Consider the following 17,896-nt stretch of genomic DNA (forward strand, 5'->3'; position numbering starts at 1 on the left):
GCGCGCTGCCCGGCGCCGGCGGGGTGCCGCTGCGCCCACCCGTGCCGCCCCAGCGGCACGACTGCCCGCAGCTCGGGCGGCACGACTGCCCGCGGCTGCGCGGTGCTACGGCCGGCAGCTGCGCGGTGCTACGGCAGGCAGGTGCGTGGGCTCTGGTTCTGTGCAGAGTGTCCAAGTTCTGGGCTGGGTTTTGTACACATGCGGCTCGTGACGGGGGGTCCTCGGGGGGCGATAGCCTTGTGGCGTGATCAGCGCGATAGCTCGCGGGGGCATTGGCGCCCCTGCCCTGCGCCCGGTACGCACGGACGACATCCGTGTCCGGGCGGCGGTCGCTGGTCTTCGCGGGCGGGACGGGGCGCCGCAGGCCCCCGGTACGCCGCCGCGCATCCCCCGGACGGTGACAGCGAGAGCGACGTCACACCCGGCGGGCGCGGTGACATTGGCCGATATGCCCCCGCTCCTCTCACCTTGCGGCATAGCGTCGGATCAGACCGGACACCCCGTGTCCCGACGTCATGCCGGAAGGCAGGAGACCGTACTTCCTTCTACGTCACGCAACGGCGCGCGACAGGAGCCAGAGGACAATGCAGACCAAGCTGGACGAAGCCAAGGCCGAGCTGCTCGAAAGGGCTGCGCGGGTAGCTGAGAACAGCCCGGTCGGGGGGCGCCTACCGACCGGGACGACGGGCGAGGGGTCCCCGGGTGCCCTCGACCAGGCATCCGTGTTCGCGTTCCTCCGGCGCTACTACCGGCACACCGCCCCGGAGGACCTGGCCGACCGCGACCCGGTCGACGTCTTCGGAGCCGCCGTCTCGCACTACCGGCTGGCCGAGAACCGGCCCCAGGGCACGGCGAACGTGCGGGTGCACACCCCGACGGTCGAGGAGAACGGCTGGACGTGCAGCCACTCCGTCGTCGAGGTGGTCACGGACGACATGCCCTTCCTCGTCGACTCCGTCACCAACGAACTGACCCGGCAGGGCCGCGGCATCCACGTCGTCGTCCACCCGCTGATCGTGGTGCGGCGCGATGTCACCGGCAAGCTCGTCGAGGTGCTCCCCGGCGGACCCTCCGGCGACCTGCCGCACGACGCGCACATCGAGTCCTGGATCCACGTCGAGATCGACCGCGAGACCGACCGCGGCGACCTGAAGCAGATCACGGCCGACCTGCTGCGCGTCCTCAACGACGTCCGCGAGTCCGTCGAGGACTGGGGCAAGATGCGGGACGCGGCCGTCCGCATCGCGGAGCAGCTGCCGGACGAGCCCACCCCCGACGACCTGCCCCCGCGGGAGCTGGAGGAGGCCCGCGAGCTGCTGCGCTGGCTGGCCGACGACCACTTCACCTTCCTCGGCTACCGCGAGTACGAGTTGCGCGGCGACGACTCCCTGGCCGCCGTCGCCGGCACCGGCCTGGGCATCCTGCGCTCCGACCCGCACCACGCGACCGACGAGAGCCACCCCGTCAGCCCCTCCTTCGAGCGGTTGCCCGCCGACGCCCGGGCCAAGGCCCGCGAGCACCGGCTGCTGGTGCTGACCAAGGCCAACAGCCGCGCCACCGTGCACCGGCCGTCGTACCTGGACTACATCGGCGTCAAGAAGTTCGACGGGAACGGCAACGTCGTCGGTGAGCGGCGCTTCCTCGGTCTGTTCTCCTCCGCCGCCTACACCGAGTCCGTCCGCCGGGTGCCGGTGATCCGGCGCAAGGTGGAGGAGGTGCTGGACCGGGCCGGCTTCTCGCCCAACAGCCACGACGGCCGGGACCTGCTCCAGATCCTGGAGACCTACCCGCGCGACGAGATGTTCCAGATGCCGGTCGAGGAGCTGGAGCCGATCGTCACCTCCGTGCTCTACCTCCAGGAGCGGCGCCGCCTGCGGCTCTACCTGCGTCAGGACGAGTACGGGCGCTACTACTCGGCCCTCGTCTACCTCCCCCGCGACCGCTACACCACCGGTGTCCGGCTGCGGATCATCGACATCCTCAAGGAGGAGCTCGGCGGCACCAGCGTCGACTTCACGGCCTGGAACACCGAGTCGATCCTGTCCCGGCTGCACTTCGTGGTCCGCGTCCCGCAGGGCACCGAGCTGCCGCAGCTGTCCGACGCCGACAAGGAGCGCATCGAGGCGCGGCTCGTCGAGGCCGCCCGCTCCTGGGCCGACGGGTTCGCCGAGGCGCTGAACGCCGAGTTCGGCGAGGAGCGCTCCGCCGAGTTGCTGCGCCGCTACGGAAGCGCCTTCCCGGAGGGCTACAAGGCCGACCACGGCCCGCGCTCCGCGGTGGCCGACCTCGGCCACCTCGAGCGGCTCGACGACAAGCAGACCTTCGAGCTGAGCCTGTACGAGCCGGTGGGCGCCGCGCCCGGGGAGCGCCGCTTCAAGATCTACCAGAAGGGCGGCTCCGTCTCCCTGTCCGCCGTACTCCCGGTGCTCAGCCGGCTCGGCGTGGAGGTCACCGACGAGCGGCCGTACGACCTGCGCTGCGCGGACCGTACGACGGCCTGGATCTACGACTTCGGCCTGCGCATGCCTTCGTCGGTGGCCGGTGGCGCCGAGTACCTCGGCGACGACGCCCGCGAGCGCTTCCAGGACGCCTTCGCCGCCACCTGGAACGGTCAGGCGGAGAACGACGGCTTCAACGCCCTCGTGCTGAGCGCCGGGCTGACCTGGCGGCAGGCGATGGTGCTGCGCGCGTACGCCAAGTACCTGCGTCAGGCGGGCTCGACGTTCAGCCAGGACTACATGGAGGACACCCTCCGCAACAACGTCCACACCACGCGCCTGCTCATCTCCCTGTTCGAGGCGCGCATGGACCCCGAGCGGCAGCGTGCCGGGCGCGAGATCGTCGACGCCCTCCTCGAGGAGCTCGACCTCGCCCTCGACCAGGTCGCGAGCCTCGACGAGGACCGGATCCTGCGTTCCTTCCTCACCGTCATCAAGGCGACGCTGCGGACGAACTTCTTCCAGGAGGCGAGCGGCGGCAAGCCGCACGACTACGTCTCGATGAAGTTCGACCCTCAGGCCATCCCCGACCTGCCCGCGCCGCGCCCGGCGTTCGAGATCTGGGTGTACTCGCCGCGCGTCGAGGGCGTGCACCTGCGCTTCGGAAAGGTCGCGCGCGGTGGTCTGCGCTGGTCGGACCGCCGGGAGGACTTCCGCACCGAGATCCTCGGCCTGGTCAAGGCGCAGATGGTGAAGAACACCGTCATCGTGCCGGTCGGCGCCAAGGGCGGCTTCGTCGCCAAGCAGCTCCCCGACCCGAACGTCGACCGTGACGCCTGGATGGCCGAGGGCATCGCCAGCTACCGGACGTTCATCTCGGCGCTGCTCGACATCACCGACAACATGGTCGCGGGCGAGGTCGTGCCGCCGTACGACGTCGTCCGGCACGACGAGGACGACACCTACCTCGTCGTCGCCGCCGACAAGGGCACCGCGAAGTTCTCGGACATCGCCAACGAGGTCGCCGAGTCCTACAACTTCTGGCTCGGTGACGCCTTCGCCTCCGGCGGCTCGGCGGGCTACGACCACAAGGGCATGGGCATCACCGCCCGCGGCGCCTGGGAGTCCGTCAAGCGGCACTTCCGGGAGCTGGGCGTGGACACCCAGACCCAGGACTTCACCGTCGTCGGCATCGGCGACATGTCCGGTGACGTGTTCGGCAACGGCATGCTGCTCAGCGAGCACATCCGCCTGGTCGCCGCCTTCGACCACCGGCACATCGTCATCGACCCGACGCCGGACGCGGCCACCTCGTACGCCGAGCGCCGCCGGCTGTTCGAGCTGCCGCGCTCCTCGTGGGCCGACTACAACACCGAGCTGCTCTCGGCGGGCGGCGGCGTGTTCCCGCGTACGGCCAAGTCGATCCCGGTCAACGCGCACATCCGCGAGGCGCTCGGCATCGAGGGCCGGGTCACCAAGATGACCCCGGCCGACCTGATGAAGGCGATCCTCTCGGCGCCGGTGGACCTGCTGTGGAACGGCGGCATCGGTACGTACGTCAAGGCGTCCACCGAGTCCAACGGCGACGTCGGCGACAAGGCCAACGACGCGATCCGCGTCGACGGCAAGGACCTGCGGGTCCAGGTCGTCGGCGAGGGCGGCAACCTGGGCCTGACCCAGCTGGGCCGGATCGAGTTCGCCCGCAACGGCGGCAAGATCAACACGGACGCCATCGACAACAGCGCGGGCGTGGACACCTCCGACCACGAGGTGAACATCAAGATCCTGCTCAACGGTCTCGTCAAGGACGGCGACATGACCGTCAAGCAGCGCAACAAGCTGCTCGCCGAAATGACCGACGAGGTCGGCGCGCTGGTCCTGCGCAACAACTACGCGCAGAACACGGCGATCGCCAACGCGCTGGCCCAGTCCAAGGACATGCTCCACGCCCAGCAGCGCTTCATGCGCCACCTGGTCAGGGAGGGTCACCTCAACCGGGCCCTGGAGTTCCTGCCGACCGACCGCCAGATCCGCGAACGGCTCAGCGCCGGACACGGTCTGACCGGTCCGGAGACGGCCGTGCTGCTGGCGTACACGAAGATCACGGTCGCCGAGGAGCTGCTGCACACCTCGCTGCCCGACGACCCGTACCTCAAGGGCCTGCTGCACGCCTACTTCCCGACGGCGTTGCGCGAGCAGTTCCTGGAGCAGGTCGACAACCACCCGCTGCGCCGCGAGATCACGACGACCGTCCTGGTCAACGACACGGTCAACACGGGCGGTACGACGTATCTCCACCGGATGCGCGAGGAGACCGGCGCGTCGCTGGAGGAGATCGTGCGGGCGCAGACCGCGGCGCGGGCGATCTTCCGCGCCTCCCCGGTGTGGGACGCGGTGGAGGCCCTGGACAACAAGGTCGACGCCGCCGTGCAGACCCGCATCAGGCTGCACTCGCGGCGCCTGGTCGAGCGCGGCACGCGCTGGCTGCTGAACAACCGGCCGCAGCCCCTGGAGCTCGCCGAGACGGTCGACTTCTTCGCCGAGCGCGTCGAGCAGGTCTGGTCGCAGCTGCCGAAGCTGCTGCGCGGTGCGGACGCGGAGTGGTACCAGCACATCTACGACGAGCTGACCGCCGCCGGCGTCCCGGACGAGCCGGCCACGAGGGTCGCCGGATTCTCCTCGGCCTTCCCGACGCTGGACATCGTGTCGGTGGCCGACCGCATGGGCAAGGAGCCGCTGGACGTCGCCGAGGTGTACTACGACCTCGCCGACCGGCTCAGCGTCACCCAGCTGATGGACCGGATCAGCGACCTGCCCCGCACCGACCGCTGGCAGTCCATGGCCCGCGCCGCGATCCGCGAGGACCTGTACGCGGCGCACGCGTCGCTCACCGCCGACGTGCTGGCGGTGGGCAACGGCACGTCGACGCCGGAGCAGCGGTTCAAGGCGTGGGAGCAGAAGAACGCGGCGATCCTCGGGCGGGCCCGCACCACGCTGGAGGAGATCCACGGTTCGGACTCCTTCGACCTGTCCAACCTGTCGGTGGCGATGCGGACGATGAGGACGCTGTTGCGTACGCATGCGTGACGGTGCATGCGTGACGGCGGATGCGTAACGGCGCAGCCGTGTGAGGCGCCCCGGGTCGGCTGACCCGGGGCGCCCTTTATGTCTGGCTGAGGCGTTATGTGTGGATAGGGTGGCCGGGTGACCGGGCGTTCCGTCGTGATGCGCACCGCGCTGCCGCGCACGGCCGCGGTGCTCGTTCTGCTCCTGCTGCTCGTTCTGCTTCTGCTGCTCCTGGTGCTTGTCCGGCTGCCCTGGGTCGGTGACCTCGGCATGCACGCGGCCACTGTCGAACGCCTGCGGCACAGCCTCACCGACCCAGGCAATCCGCTCGTCGACGCGGACACTCCGAGCCCGTACTACTCGCCGTGGACGGTGCTGCTCGGGTGCCTGGCCAAGGTGACCGGGGCCTCCGTCTTCGTCGTGCTGCGGATCGGGGGGCTGGTGGCGCTCGGTGTGCTGGTGACGGGCGTGTGGCGGTATGTGCGGCTGCTGAGTGCGCGTCCGGCGGCGGCTGCGCTGGCGTTGCTGTGCCTGGTGCTGTTGTGGGGGACGGCGGAGTTCAGCTGGAGCGGCTTTCTCGGGCTGCACTCGCTTGCGCTGACGGTGGCGTATCCGAGCGTGTTCGCGCTCGGGCTCGCGTTTCATCTGTGGGCGTGGCTGGCGCGGGTGGTGCGCGGGGATGGCGGGTGGGGGGTCTGGAACCGGTGGGGTGTCTGGATCGGGTGCGGGGTGTTGTGGGCGGTGATTCTGCTCGTCCATCAGTTCTCCGGGGTCGTCGCGTCGTTGGGCGTGCTCGCCGTCGTGCTCGCGGCGCGGGCCGGGTGGGGGGTGTGGGGGTGGCTGGGGGTCGGGGGCGCGGTGGGGGTGGTGGTGCTGTGGGTCTGGCCGTACTACGACTTCTTCGCGCTGCTCTGGTCCGGGGACGGGATGGACGCGGTGCACCGGTCGTTGTACCGGGACCTGGTCGGGCGGTACTGGCTGGTGCTGGTGGGGGTAGCGGCGCTGGGGGTGCGGTGGTGGCGCGACCGGCGGGATGTGCTGGTCCTGTTCTTCGTGCTGGGGGCGGTGGTGTTCGTGGCGGGTGGGGTGAGCGGGCACTGGTCGTGGGGGCGGGTGCTGCCTGCCGCGCTGATTCCGGCACAGGTGGCGGTGGCGGTGGAGGTGGCTGGGACTGGGGCTGAGGTGGGGCGGCGGGTGGTGCCCGTGGGGTGGGGGTGCGTGTTGGGGGCGGCGTTGGTGGTGGGGGCTTGGGGGCAGGTGGGGGTGCTCGGTTACGTGGTGGGGCGGGGGGTGTTGCCGAGGGTGGTCGAGGAGAAGTACCGGGAGCCTTGGGAGGGGTACCGGTGGATCACGCCGTGGGTGGGGTACGGGGACGTGGTCATGGCGAGGGAGGTTGCCTCACGGCAGATTCCGGCGTATGGGGCGTACACGGTGGCTCCTGGGTATCCCGACTTCTTTCTGCGGGACGAGGGGGATCGGGCGGCGGCGGTGCGGAGGTATTTCTCGGCGGGGGTGGGTGGGGGTGAGCGGGGTGGGATCGTGCGGGAGTACGGGGTGCGGTGGGTGGTGGATCGGGGGGTGGGGCTGTGGGGGGTGGAGGGGTTGAGGGTGGTGGCTTGGGGGCCGGGTGGGGAGGTGTTGTATGCGGTGGTGTGAGCGGGGGGTTGCCGCGCGGGGTGCTGTTCCGGTGGGCCGGGGTGTGCCGGTGCGCGGCGTGGGGGTCGGGCGGGGGTGGGGCGCGCTGCCCGGCGCTGGCGGGGTGCCGCTGCGCCCACCCGTGCCGCCCCAGCGGCACGACTGCCCGCAGCTACGCGGCGCGACTGCCGGCAGCTGGGGCGGCATGATTGCCCGCGGCTGCGCGGCGCGACTGCCCGCGGCTATGCGCGCGTCCGCTGCTGGGCGGTGCTGTGCCGGTGCGCCCGGCTGTGCTGTGCGCGGCTATGCGCGGAGGATGGCTGCGGCCAGGTGGGCTGCTCGTTTTATGCGGGGGGTGGCCAGGTGGTGGGCTGCTGGGCGGAGGACTGCTGCTGTGGTGCCCACGGGGTGCCAGCGGATTTGGAGGCGGCCCGGGTTGTGGCCCTCCGGTTCCACCCTGACCCGGTGGGGGGTCGTGCCGGCGCGGTAGGGGACGCGGGCGGTGAGGGGTGGGAAGGACAGGGGGGCCAGCAGGAGGCCGGTGTGGGTCTGGGCCTGGTGGCGGAGGCGGAGTACGGGGTGGCGGACGCCCTCGAAGCCGTGGAGAGGGAGGCGGGCCGCCGCCAGGTCCAGGCGGACGTGGCCCTCGAAGACGCCGGGGCGGACGGGGCAGAGGCGGAAGGCGACCGTGAGGCGGCGCCGGCCGGGGGAGAGGAGGAGGCTGGCGCGCTGGGGGCCGACCGGGAGGCGCAGGGCGGGGTCGTAGGTGCGGAGGGTGAGGTCGATCGAGGCGCCGGGGCCGCGCGTGATCTCCGTGATCTCGTGGCGGAGCCGGGCGCTGAAGAACGGGCGGGTGTCCAGGCCCAGGTCCGTCAGGTCCAGTTCGCGGCGGGCCGGTGCCGAGTCGGGGACGCCCTCGCCCCAGTAGGTACGGCCGTCCGTCGCGTCCGGGGTGATCCGGCGCGGGGCCACGTCGTGACCGAGGCCCCGGGCCGCGAGGCGTACGTCGGACAGACGGCGGTCGCGGACCAGTTGGAGTACGACCCGCTCGGCGCGGGGCAGGCGGGCGTAGGCGCCCGGGGCCAGTGTGTCGAGGTACGGGGTCATGATGTCCGCGAAGGACGAGAGCCACGCGTCGTCCCGGTACGGGAGGTCCCCGGCGTACATCCGGAAGTCGTGCTTGAGGAACTTGAAGTCCTTGTCCTCGCGCAGCGACTCGTGCCCGCTCTCGGCCAGGAACGTGTCGATGAGGCGCTGGACGTGGACGCGGTCGCGGACGTTGGTCAGCAGGTGCCGCTGGTTGGAGATGGAGGCCGTCGCGGAGGCGGCGTACGGGGCGACGTACCAGCGGTAGACCGGCTCGGGGACGACGGTGAACGTGTTGGCCAGGCAGTACGCCTGCGCGGAGAAGAGCTGGTCCTCGTAGTGGATGCCCTCGGGGAAGCGCAGGTCGTGGCGGTCGAGGAAGGCGCGGGCGTACATCTTGCTGGTCGCCAGGTGCTCGAAGAACAGGCGCGGGTCGGCCTCGATGCCCTCGAGGGTGCGGTGCTCGGCGACCAGGTGCGGCATCCAGGTGGTGCGGCGTCCGCCGTCCACGCGTATGCGGTGCACCGCGCCCATGGCGAAGTCGAGGTCGCGTGCGCGGTGGGCGGCGAGGAGGACCTCGACGGCGCGCTCGGGGAGTTCGTCGTCGCTGTCCAGGAACATCAGGTACGGCGCCCGGGCGATCTCCAGGGCGCGGTTGCGCGGGGCGCTGCAGCCGCCGCTGTTCTCGGGCAGGCGGAGGTACACGACGCGGGGGTCGCGGGCGGCCAGCTCGCGGGCCACCTTCTCGGTCGCGTCCGTGGAGTGGTCGTCGCTGATGACGACCTCGAGGTTCGCGTGGGTCTGGCGCAGCACGGACGCGACCGCGCGGGGGAGGCGTTCGGCGTCGTTGTGGACGATGACCGTGACGGAGACGTCGGGAGTGTCCGTCGCCCGAGTGGTGCTCATGACGCGGTCGCCTCCTCGGGGCTCGGGGCCGGGGTGCGTTCGTCGAGCGGCAGCACGGGCGGCAGGGTCCGCTCGTCCTCGCCGAGGAAGACCCGGCGTACGACGCGTTCGGCGGCGCGGCCGTCGTCGTACTCGCAGAACCGGCGCCGGAAGGCGGCCCGCGCCTTCGCCGCGCGTTCGTCGCGCCAGGCGTCCGTGGTGAGGATCTCGGTCAGTTGCGCCTGGTCGCGGGCGACCGGGCCGGGGGCTTCGGCCATCAGGTCGAAGTAGACGCCGCGGGTGGTGCGGTACGTCTCCCAGTCGTCGGCGTGGATCACGATCGGCCGGTCGAGGTTGGCGTAGTCGAACATGATCGACGAGTAGTCCGTGACCAGGGCGTCGGCGGCCAGGCACAGCTCCTCGACGGGGTCGTAGGACGAGACGTCGATGATGCGACCGGTGCGGCGCAGGGCGGTCAGTGGGGAGGAGTGGGGGGAGGCCGCCGTCTCGTAGAAGTAGTGGGCGCGCACCAGCAGGACCGTTTCCTCGCCGAGCCGGTCGGCGAGGGCGGCGAGGTCCAGGCGCGGGGTCCAGCCGGCCTCGTAGTCGCGGTGGGTGGGGGCGTAGAGGATCGCCCGCCGGCCGGGCGGGATGCCGAGGCGCTCGCGGACCGCGCGGACGTCGGCGGCGCCCGCGGTGTAGTAGACGTCGTTGCGCGGGTAGCCGTGGTCGAGCGAGATGTGGCGGGAGGGGTACGCCCGCTGCCACATGCGGGTGGAGTGGCTGTTCGCGGAGACGCTGTAGTCCCACCGGTCGACGCGCTCCAGCAGGGCCTGGAAGTCCAGGCCGCGGGCGGCGGCGGGGTACGGCATCTGGTCCAGGCCCATGCGCTTGAGCGGGGTGCCGTGGTGGGTCTGGAGGTGGACGGTGCCGGGGCGTTTGACCACCGCGTCGGGGAAGTTGACGTTGTTGACGAGGTACTTGGCGCGGGCCAGCACCTCCCAGTAGCGGCGGGTGCCGGGGACGACGTGGTCGGTGCCGGGCGGCAGCAGGGCCGCGTTCGCCGCGGTGACCACCCACACCGGGTGGACGCTCGGGGCGAGTTCCGCGAGCTTGGCGGCGATCGCGGCCGGGTTGCAGGCCACGCCGCGGGCCCAGTACGCCGAGAAGACGGCGAGGTGCGGGTCGACCGGCGCCGCGAGCGCCCTGCGGTACTGGAGGGCGCGCAGGTGCTTCCCGGCCCGGTGCCTGCCGGTGCGCACCGCCGAGCGGACCCGGCGGCGTGTGCGGTTGGCGGTCTGGAAGGCGCGGTACCGGGTGTGGGCGTCCTCCTCCAGCAGCGCGCGGCGCAGGCCGCCCGGGCCGGCCGGGCGACGGTGGCCCTCGGGGCGGCGGCGCCGGGCGGCCAGGGAGGCGCGGCGGAAGAACTCCCGCGCGACGTCGTCCGGCATCCCGGCGAGGGCGAAGGTGCGCAGGCAGTCGCGGACCATCAGGTCGTACAGGGCGGCGTGGGCGGCCGGGCGGTCGGCGGCCAGGTCGAGGAGGGTCTCGTAGCGCTCGACCTGGGCGTAGCGCTGCTCCGGCGTGCGGGGCGGCAGGCTCTCGGGGCGCAGGCGGCGGTCCTCGTACGCCGGGTGGGGCAGGCAGGCGACCTGGTCGGCGAGGAGCAGGGCGGCGTACGCGGCGAAGGGCTCGTCGTCGGTGGTGAGGAGGCGTGCGTGCGTGTGCCAGAAGCCGGCGCGCACGGCGCGGTTGCCGAGCAGCGGGGTCAGCCCGAGCAGCGCCGCGTGGTCGTCGAGGGCGAGGCCGGCCTGGCCGGCGCGGGCGAGGCGGGGGCCGTCCGGGGAGGGCAGGGCGGAGGCCCGCCAGGTGCTGCGGACGTGGTCGAACAGCAGGACGTCCACCGTGTCGGGGAGGTCCACGGCGTGCTCGGCGATCGTGTGCGGGGCGCCGGGCGGCAGTCCGTCCTTGGCGTGGACGAAGTGCAGCCACCGGCCCGACGCCCGTGCCGCCCCCGCCGCGCGGGCGGCACTGTCGCGGGCCCCGTCCGGCAGGGGCAGCACGGTGAACGCCGGGACGTACCGCTCGGCCGCCTCCCGCGCCCAGTCCCCGACGGCGGCGACGATCACCTCGACGCCGGCGAGGGGGTGGGCGGCCAGGGAGTCGAGGAGGGCGGGGAGGTGGTCCTGGAGGTTGGGACCGTGGACGATGACGCTGAGGTCGGGGGGCTCGGACATCTCCGGTATCTCGGACATCGCGGGGACTCCTTCGCCGTCGTCGCTTCGCCGTCGTCGCTTCCGGCACACTCCTGTTCGTTCGTTCGGCCATAGTGGCACTAATCGGGCAAAAGGGTTAACCGTGCGTACGCCTCCCGGGGGAGGGGCGCGCTCAAGGAAGAGGTCAGGCGGCCGTCTTCGCCTTCGGGGCGGGCTTGGTCGCCCGGTCCGGCCCGCCGGTGAACTTCTCGTACTCCTTCAGGACCTCCTCCGTCGGCCCGTCCATGCGCAGCTCGCCGCGCTCCAGCCACAGCACCCGGTCGCAGGTGTCGCGGATGGACTTGTTGCTGTGGCTGACCAGGAACACCGTGCCGGCGTGCTTGCGCAGCTCCCGGATGCGTTCCTCGGAGCGCTTCTGGAAGGAGCGGTCGCCGGTGGCCAGCGCCTCGTCGACGAGGAGGACGTCGTGGTCCTTGGCGGCGGCGATGGAGAAGCGCAGCCGGGCCGCCATGCCGGAGGAGTACGTGCGCATCGGCAGGGTGATGAAGTCGCCCTTGTCGTTGATCCCCGAGAAGTCGACGATCTCCTGGTACCGCTCCTTGATCTGCGCGCGGGACATGCCCATCGCCAGGCCGCCGAGGTGCACGTTGCGCTCGCCGGTGAGGTCGTTCATCAGGGCGGCGTTGACACCGAGCAGGGAGGGCTGCCCGTCCGTGTAGATCCGGCCGTTCTCCACCGGGAGCAGGCCGGCGACCGCCTTGAGCAGGGTCGACTTGCCGGAGCCGTTGGTGCCGATCAGGCCGATGGCCTCGCCCCGGTACGCCACGAAGGACACGTTCTTCACGGCGTGCACCCGGCGTACGCCCGCCGCCTTCTCGGCCTTCTTGCGGCGCACGATGCGGTTGAGGGCGGCGGTCGCCGAGCCCCGGCCGGCGCCGGTGCCGTTGACCCGGTAGACGATGTCGACGCCGTCGGCGACGACGGTGGGGACGCGCTCGGCGGGGGTGTTGTCAGCGGGGGTGTCAGCCACGACCGTACGTCTCCTCGGCCTTCCAGAAGTAGATGAAACCGCCGATGCCGGCGACCAGCGCCCAGCCCAGCGCCAGCGCCCACACGTGGGGCGGCAGGTGGCTCGCGTGGAAGGTGTCGATCAGGGCGAAGCGCATCAGGTCGATGTAGACGACGGCGGGGTTGAGCTGGAGCACGGTGCCCACCCAGGACGGCAGGCCGCTGTCCGGGCCGGTCATGTGCTCGATGCTGAACATGACGCCGGAGGCGTACATCCAGGTGCGCAGCAGGAACGGCATCAGCTGGGCCATGTCGGGGATCTTCGAGCCCACCCGGGCCATGACCATCGCCACGCCCGCGTTGAACAGGAACTGCAGCACCAGCGCCGGGACGGCCAGCACCCAGGACGGGGCGGGCGGCACGCCGAAGGCGAGCAGGATGACGACCAGGGCGGCCATCGAGAACAGCAGCTGCTGGAGCTGCTGGAGGCAGAACGAGACCGGCAGCGCGGCCCGCGGGAAGTGCAGGGCCCGGACGAGGCCGAGGTTGCCGGAGATGGCGCGGGTGCCCGCCATGATCGAGCTTTGTGTGAACGTCCACACGAACACGCCGGTGACCAGGAACGGGACGAAGTCGTCCACGCCGCGGCTGGTGTTCATCAGCATGCCGAAGATGAAGTAGTACACCGCCGCGTTGAGCAGGGGCGTCATCACCTGCCAGACCTGGCCCAGCTTGGCCTGGCTGTACTGGGCCGTGAGCTTGGCGGTGGCGAAGGCGCCGATGAAGTGCCGCCGCGCCCACAGCTGACGGACGTACTCCGGCAGGGAGGGGCGGGCGCCGCTGACCGACAGGCCGTGGCGGGCGGCGAGGGCCGCGAGGTCGTGGTCGTCGGCGGGAGCGGCCGGGGCCGGTGTCGGAGGCGGTGTGTGGAGGACCTGGCTCACATCCGCTGCTTTCGCTCGGGGGGAGGGGGTGGCGGCGCCGGGCGTTCACCTGAGAGCCGCAGCGCGTTCATTTACGTCGGGACGGGACCGTATCGTCGTGACGTGAGAGTAGGCCGAGTGAGCGTCGGAACGCAACCGTTTCGTCGTCACGCCCTATGCTTGGCTCGCATGACGACCAACGCCGCCGACGAGCCGCAGCCGCACCCGCGCCGCCGCCGGGCCCCCGCCGGGGCGGCCGTGCTCCGCGAGGACGTGACGGAGGCGATCCGGGCGGCCGTCTTCGAGGAGCTCGCGGCGGTCGGCTACGCGCGGATGTCCATCGAGGGCATCGCGCGCCGCGCGGGCGTCGGCAAGACCGCCGTCTACCGGCGCTGGCGCTCCAAGCTGCACCTGGTGCTCGACATCGTCTCCGCGCTCGCCGTCCAGGGCCTGCCCGCGCCCGACACCGGCTCCCTGGAGAGCGACCTGCGGCTGCTCTACGAGGTGACGTCCCGCGCCCTGCGCCACCCGGTGGCCTCGCAGGTCATCCCCGACCTCCAGGCGGAGGCGGCCCGCAATCCCGACATCGCCGAGGCCCTGCAGAAGACCCTGCGGGAGGGCCAGGACGGCGTCGCCAGCAAGATCCTCGCGGCGGCGACGGAACGCGGCGAGCTCGGCCCCGGCCTCGACCCCGACCTTGCCCTCGACCTGATCTCGGGGCCGCTGTACTGGCGCTCGGTGGTGATCCGCAGCCCGAAGCTGCCGAAGGGGTACCTGGCGGCCCTGGCGCGGGCCACGGCGGAGGGCCTGAAGTCACTGTGAGGCGGGCACCGGGGCGGTGCCGGTCCCGGCTGCGGACGCTCAGCCGCACAACCGCCGGGTGAGGTCGGCCAGTTCCGCCGTGCGCAGCACCCGCCCGCCGAATCCCGGCAGTGGTACGTGCAGCGGCTCGGTCCAGCGGGACGGCACGGCCGCGATGCCGTACACCGCCCCGGCCAGCCCGCCGGTGACGGCGGCCACGGTGTCGGTGTCGCCGCCGAGGTCGATCGCGGCGCGCACGGCGTCCTCGTACGACGAGGTCGTCCGCAGCGCCCAGACCGCGGAGCCGAGGCAGGGCCAGACGGCGCCGTTGAACTCGGTCGCCAGGTCGGGGTGCCAGCCCGGGGCGAGGACGGTGGCGTAGCGCGCGCGGTGGTCGGGGTGGACCGCGTCCAGGGTCGCCGGCAGGGCGGCGAGCGGGTCGCCCCCGGTCAGGGCGACCCGTATCAACGCGTGGAAGACCGCCGTGCCCTCCCACGCCGCACGGTCACCGTGGGTGAGCGCGGCGAGGTGGCGGGCGGCGTCCATGGTGGCGTCCCGGCCCCGGGGCGCGAAATGGACGGCGGACGGGGTGGCCCGCATCAGCGCGCCGTTGCCCGCGGCCCGCCCGCCGGCCCGGAAGTGGAGGGCGGCGGCCGTGTCCCAGGGGTCGCCGGAGCTCAGTACGGCCTCGGTCTGGAGGCCGATGTCCTTCGGGTCGGCGGCGGCCCAGCGCTGGAAGCGCCGGAAGACGTCCGGCAGGTCGAGCCCGCCGCGGTCCAGCAGGGACTCGGCGACCAGCACCGCCGTCTGGGTGTCGTCCGTGGCCTCGCCCGGGTCCCAGCCACCGCCTCCGCACATCTCGCCGCCCTTCCCGGGGTCGGGGAAGCGGTCGGAGAAGGCGCCCTCCGGGCCGAACTCGAACGGCGCCCCCAGGGCGTCCCCGACGGCCGACCCGACGACGGCGCCCAGGGCGCGTTCGGTGCGGGACGGGTGGCTCATGCGCGGTGCAGGACGGCGAACAGTCCTCGGGCACGGGTGCCGTCCGGCATGCGCCAGGAACCGGCGACGTGGCCGGTCGCTCCCTGCGGGAGGAGCGGGGCGTCGTCGTGGGCGGGACGCAGGGCCCGGTGCAGGCGGAGGGTCGTGCCGTGCGGGGTGGTCAGTGCGGTGCCCTCGTGGTCGTCCGTGGCCGTGGGCGTGAACGCCGCGGAGGTCGGGTCTTCGCCCGTGCAGGAGCGGGTGACGTCCCGGTCGGGGGTGTCGCTGACGCTCTGGTCCTGGGCCTGGACCCGTCCCTCGACCAGGGCGAGCAGCTGGGCGGCCAGCACCGGGTCGTGGCAGCCGTCGTAGACCCAGCGGCGCCCCAGCACCCCGTGCTCCATGGTGCCGACCAGGGCGTGCTCCGCCCCGTCGAGCGGGGCACCGCGATAGGTGAGCGGCGTCAGGTAGGCGGTCGGATGCGGGCCGGACGTGTCGGTGACGACGATGAACTCGATGCCCACCTCGCCTTCCGGGTCGTCCAGCCGGAAGCCACCGGCCTTGTCCAACTCCACCTCGCCCGCCCCGCCGCGGTACCACGGGCGGGTCGGGAGCCAGGAGGTGAGCAGTTCCAGCTTGGTCGGCTTGAGCGTGGTGTGGTGAATGACGGCCATGTCTGAGGCGGCTCTTCCGTTGAGGGAATGCGGGCAGCGGTCGCGGGCGGTGGTGACGAGGCGGGTCTAGTCCCGCGCCGCCCCCGGGTGCAGGCGTACCCAGCCCGCCCATGCCGACGTGATCATGTCCTCGACGCCGTACTTGGCCCTCCAGCCCAGTTCGACCGCGGCGCGTTCGGCCGAGGCGACCACGCGGGCCGGGTCGCCGGGGCGGCGGGGAGTGACCGTCGGGGGGTGGTCGTAGCCGGTGAGGGCGTTGATGTGGTCGATCATCTCGCGGACGGAGACGCCCTCGCCCCGGCCGATGTTGAGGGTGAGGGCGCTGCCGGGGGAGGCCTGGAGGGCGCGGGCCGCGGCGACGTGGGCCTCGGCCAGGTCGACGACGTGGATGTAGTCCCGGACGCAGGTGCCGTCCGGCGTCGCGTAGTCGTCGCCGAAGACGCGCGGGGCGGCGTCCTCCGTGAGCTTCTCGAAGACCATCGGGACGAGGTTGTAGACGCCGGTGTCGGCCAGCTCCGGGCTTGCCGCGCCCGCCACGTTGAAGTAGCGCAGGGAGGCCGTGGACAGGCCCGTGGCCCGGCCGGTCGCCCGGACCAGCCACTCGCCGGCCAGCTTGGTCTCGCCGTACGGCGACATCGGCAGGCACGGCGTCTCCTCCGTCACCAGCTCGACGTCGGGCATGCCGTACACGGCCGCGGAGGAGGAGAAGACGAAGGACGGGACGTCGGCGGCGGTGACCGCCTCCAGCAGGACGCGCAGTCCCTCGACGTTCTCCCGGTAGTAGTGCAGCGGCAGGTCCACCGACTCGCCGACCTGCTTCTTGGCGGCCAGGTGGACGACGCCGGTGACGGAGTGGTCGGCCAGGGCGCGCGCGACCCGCTCGCCGTCCAGGACCGAGCCCACCACCAGGGGCACGCCGTCGGGCACGCGGTCGGCGATGCCGGTGGACAGGTCGTCGTAGACCACCGCCTTCTCGCCCGCCTCGGTCATCGCCCGTACGACGTGCGCCCCGATGTATCCGGCGCCGCCGGTGATCAGCCAGGTCATGTGCGGTCGTCCCCTTGTCAGTGGACCTCGGTATGCGTTGCGGTCCCTCGATGGACTCAACGGTCATGATCCGCCCTTGGGTTCCTCCGGGACCACTTCTCCCGGCCGGCGGGGCCTCAGGAGGGGGCGGAAGCGGCCTCCGGGTCGTACGCGTCCAGGGCGGACGTGAGCCGGTCCAGGCGGGTGCGCAGGTCCTCGATCTCCGCGAGGTCGAAGCCGGTCGCCGCGGCGATCCGGCGCGGCACCTCGACGGCCCGCCCGCGCAGCGCCGCGCCCTGCTCGGTCAGCCGCACCTCCACCGACCGCTCGTCGCGCGCGCTGCGCTCCCGCCGGACCAGACCGGCCGCCTCCAGCCGCTTGAGCAGGGGCGACAGCGTGCCGGAGTCGAGGCGCAGGTGCTCGCCGAGCTTCTTGACCGGCAGTGCGCCGTGCTCCCACAGCACCAGCATCACCAGGTACTGCGGGTAGGTGAGACCGAGGTCCTTGAGGATCACGCGGTAGACACCGCCGAAGGCGCGCGAGGCGGCGTTGAGCGAGAAGCAGATCTGCTGGTCGAGGCGGAGCCAGTCCGTTGCGGGCGTGGTCATGCCCTCAGGGTAGCCGGGCAGCCCTTGCCCGTCATTTAGTTGTGCACAACTCAGTTGTGTGCTTTTCTTGAGTGGTCGGTGCAGCAGACGCCGGCACGCCCCCTTCAGATCTCTCCAGAGGACGGTTCCCATGGACGCGCTCTACACCGCCGCCGCCACCGCCACCCACGGCCGCGACGGCCGTGCCGTCAGCTCCGACGGCACGCTGGACCTCGCGCTCGGCACCCCCGTCGAGCTGGGCGGCAACGGGCAGGGCACCAACCCCGAGCAGCTCTTCGCCGCCGGGTACGCCGCCTGCTTCGGCAGCGCCCTCGGTCTCGTCGGCCGGCAGGCGAAGGTCGACGTCAGCGACGCCGCCGTGACCGCCGAGGTCGGCATCGGCAAGCAGGGCGAGGGCTTCGGGCTCGCCGTCACCCTCCGGGTCGAGCTGCCCGAGGGCGTGGACGAGGAGACCGGCCGCAAGCTGGTCGAGCAGGCCCACCAGGTCTGCCCGTACTCCAACGCCACCCGCGGCAACATCCCGGTCGAGCTCGTCGTCGAGTAGGCGGCCCG

At 72.3% G+C, this 17,896-nt stretch carries 12 protein-coding genes; 4 read left to right on the forward strand and 8 right to left on the reverse strand.

The features are described 5' to 3' along the window. Positions 1 to 584: 584 nt before the first annotated feature. Positions 585 to 5,525, forward strand: a complete 4,941-nt coding sequence (locus tag ACIGO6_RS00100) for an NAD-glutamate dehydrogenase (protein WP_399869420.1) — start codon at positions 585 to 587, stop codon at positions 5,523 to 5,525. Between the two features lie 138 nt (positions 5,526 to 5,663). Then, a complete protein-coding gene (locus ACIGO6_RS00105) occupies positions 5,664 to 7,160 on the forward strand; it encodes a hypothetical protein (protein ID WP_399871532.1) in 1,497 nt (498 codons plus the stop codon). A 282-nt stretch (positions 7,161 to 7,442) separates the two neighbouring features. Here ACIGO6_RS00105 and ACIGO6_RS00110 read toward each other — a convergent pair whose 3' ends face one another. The 4 genes from ACIGO6_RS00110 to ACIGO6_RS00125 all read right to left on the reverse strand — a co-directional run bounded on the left by ACIGO6_RS00110 (position 7,443) and on the right by ACIGO6_RS00125 (position 13,278). Beyond that, positions 7,443 to 9,131, reverse strand: coding sequence for a glycosyltransferase (locus ACIGO6_RS00110; RefSeq protein ID WP_399869422.1), 1,689 nt, complete (start codon positions 9,129 to 9,131; stop codon positions 7,443 to 7,445). Next, positions 9,128 to 11,365: a CDP-glycerol glycerophosphotransferase family protein gene (locus ACIGO6_RS00115; protein ID WP_399869424.1), complete on the reverse strand. Its 2,238-nt coding sequence runs from the start codon at positions 11,363 to 11,365 to the stop codon at positions 9,128 to 9,130. Before ACIGO6_RS00115 ends, ACIGO6_RS00110 begins: the two co-directional genes overlap by 4 nt. Before the next feature lie 145 nt (positions 11,366 to 11,510). Further along, complete coding sequence (locus tag ACIGO6_RS00120) at positions 11,511 to 12,356, reverse strand: ABC transporter ATP-binding protein (protein ID WP_399869425.1); 846 nt, start codon at positions 12,354 to 12,356, stop codon at positions 11,511 to 11,513. Then, positions 12,349 to 13,278, reverse strand: a complete 930-nt coding sequence (locus ACIGO6_RS00125) for an ABC transporter permease (protein ID WP_399869427.1) — start codon at positions 13,276 to 13,278, stop codon at positions 12,349 to 12,351. The genes ACIGO6_RS00120 and ACIGO6_RS00125 overlap by 8 nt, the downstream gene beginning before the upstream one ends. 168 nt (positions 13,279 to 13,446) lie before the next feature. Between ACIGO6_RS00125 and ACIGO6_RS00130 the strand changes: the two genes are divergently transcribed. Next, positions 13,447 to 14,079: a TetR/AcrR family transcriptional regulator gene (locus ACIGO6_RS00130; RefSeq protein WP_399869429.1), complete on the forward strand. Its 633-nt coding sequence runs from the start codon at positions 13,447 to 13,449 to the stop codon at positions 14,077 to 14,079. Positions 14,080 to 14,118: 39 nt separating this feature from the next. On the opposite strand, the gene ACIGO6_RS00135 is transcribed toward ACIGO6_RS00130, so the two are convergent. The 4 genes from ACIGO6_RS00135 to ACIGO6_RS00150 form a co-directional block, all read right to left on the reverse strand. Next, on the reverse strand, positions 14,119 to 15,057 hold the full coding sequence (locus tag ACIGO6_RS00135; protein WP_399869431.1) for an ADP-ribosylglycohydrolase family protein: 939 nt from the start codon (positions 15,055 to 15,057) through the stop codon (positions 14,119 to 14,121). Beyond that, positions 15,054 to 15,710, reverse strand: a complete 657-nt coding sequence (locus ACIGO6_RS00140) for a 1,4-alpha-glucan branching protein (RefSeq protein ID WP_399869432.1) — start codon at positions 15,708 to 15,710, stop codon at positions 15,054 to 15,056. Before ACIGO6_RS00140 ends, ACIGO6_RS00135 begins: the two co-directional genes overlap by 4 nt. Positions 15,711 to 15,776: 66 nt before the next feature. Then, a complete protein-coding gene (gene galE / locus ACIGO6_RS00145; RefSeq protein WP_399869433.1) occupies positions 15,777 to 16,757 on the reverse strand; it encodes a UDP-glucose 4-epimerase GalE in 981 nt (326 codons plus the stop codon). Positions 16,758 to 16,873: 116 nt separating this feature from the next. After that, positions 16,874 to 17,344 (reverse strand): MarR family winged helix-turn-helix transcriptional regulator, encoded by a 471-nt coding sequence (locus ACIGO6_RS00150; protein WP_399869435.1) that lies wholly within the window; start codon positions 17,342 to 17,344, stop codon positions 16,874 to 16,876. A 130-nt stretch (positions 17,345 to 17,474) separates the two neighbouring features. Between ACIGO6_RS00150 and ACIGO6_RS00155 the strand changes: the two genes are divergently transcribed. Continuing rightward, the gene (locus tag ACIGO6_RS00155; RefSeq protein ID WP_399869436.1) at positions 17,475 to 17,888 is read left to right on the forward strand and encodes an organic hydroperoxide resistance protein; all 414 of its coding nucleotides are present in this window, start codon (positions 17,475 to 17,477) and stop codon (positions 17,886 to 17,888) included. The last annotated feature ends 8 nt before the right edge of the window (positions 17,889 to 17,896 follow it).

It is taken from the genome of Streptomyces sp. NPDC053750, from assembly GCF_044544295.1.
Classification (GTDB): domain Bacteria; phylum Actinomycetota; class Actinomycetes; order Streptomycetales; family Streptomycetaceae; genus Streptomyces.

What these genes read in the sequence shown, in the direction of transcription:
- ACIGO6_RS00135 (WP_399869431.1), bottom strand. Translation starts at nt 15,057, where the DNA reads ATGAGCCACCCGTCCCGCACCGAACGCGCCCTGGGCGCCGTCGTCGGG.
- ACIGO6_RS00105 (WP_399871532.1), top strand. Translation starts at nt 5,664, where the DNA reads ATGCGCACCGCGCTGCCGCGCACGGCCGCGGTGCTCGTTCTGCTCCTG.
- galE (WP_399869433.1), bottom strand. Translation starts at nt 16,757, where the DNA reads ATGACCTGGCTGATCACCGGCGGCGCCGGATACATCGGGGCGCACGTC.
- ACIGO6_RS00150 (WP_399869435.1), bottom strand. Translation starts at nt 17,344, where the DNA reads ATGACCACGCCCGCAACGGACTGGCTCCGCCTCGACCAGCAGATCTGC.
- ACIGO6_RS00110 (WP_399869422.1), bottom strand. Translation starts at nt 9,131, where the DNA reads ATGAGCACCACTCGGGCGACGGACACTCCCGACGTCTCCGTCACGGTC.
- ACIGO6_RS00140 (WP_399869432.1), bottom strand. Translation starts at nt 15,710, where the DNA reads ATGGCCGTCATTCACCACACCACGCTCAAGCCGACCAAGCTGGAACTG.
- ACIGO6_RS00100 (WP_399869420.1), top strand. Translation starts at nt 585, where the DNA reads ATGCAGACCAAGCTGGACGAAGCCAAGGCCGAGCTGCTCGAAAGGGCT.
- ACIGO6_RS00155 (WP_399869436.1), top strand. Translation starts at nt 17,475, where the DNA reads ATGGACGCGCTCTACACCGCCGCCGCCACCGCCACCCACGGCCGCGAC.
- ACIGO6_RS00130 (WP_399869429.1), top strand. Translation starts at nt 13,447, where the DNA reads ATGACGACCAACGCCGCCGACGAGCCGCAGCCGCACCCGCGCCGCCGC.
- ACIGO6_RS00115 (WP_399869424.1), bottom strand. Translation starts at nt 11,365, where the DNA reads ATGTCCGAGATACCGGAGATGTCCGAGCCCCCCGACCTCAGCGTCATC.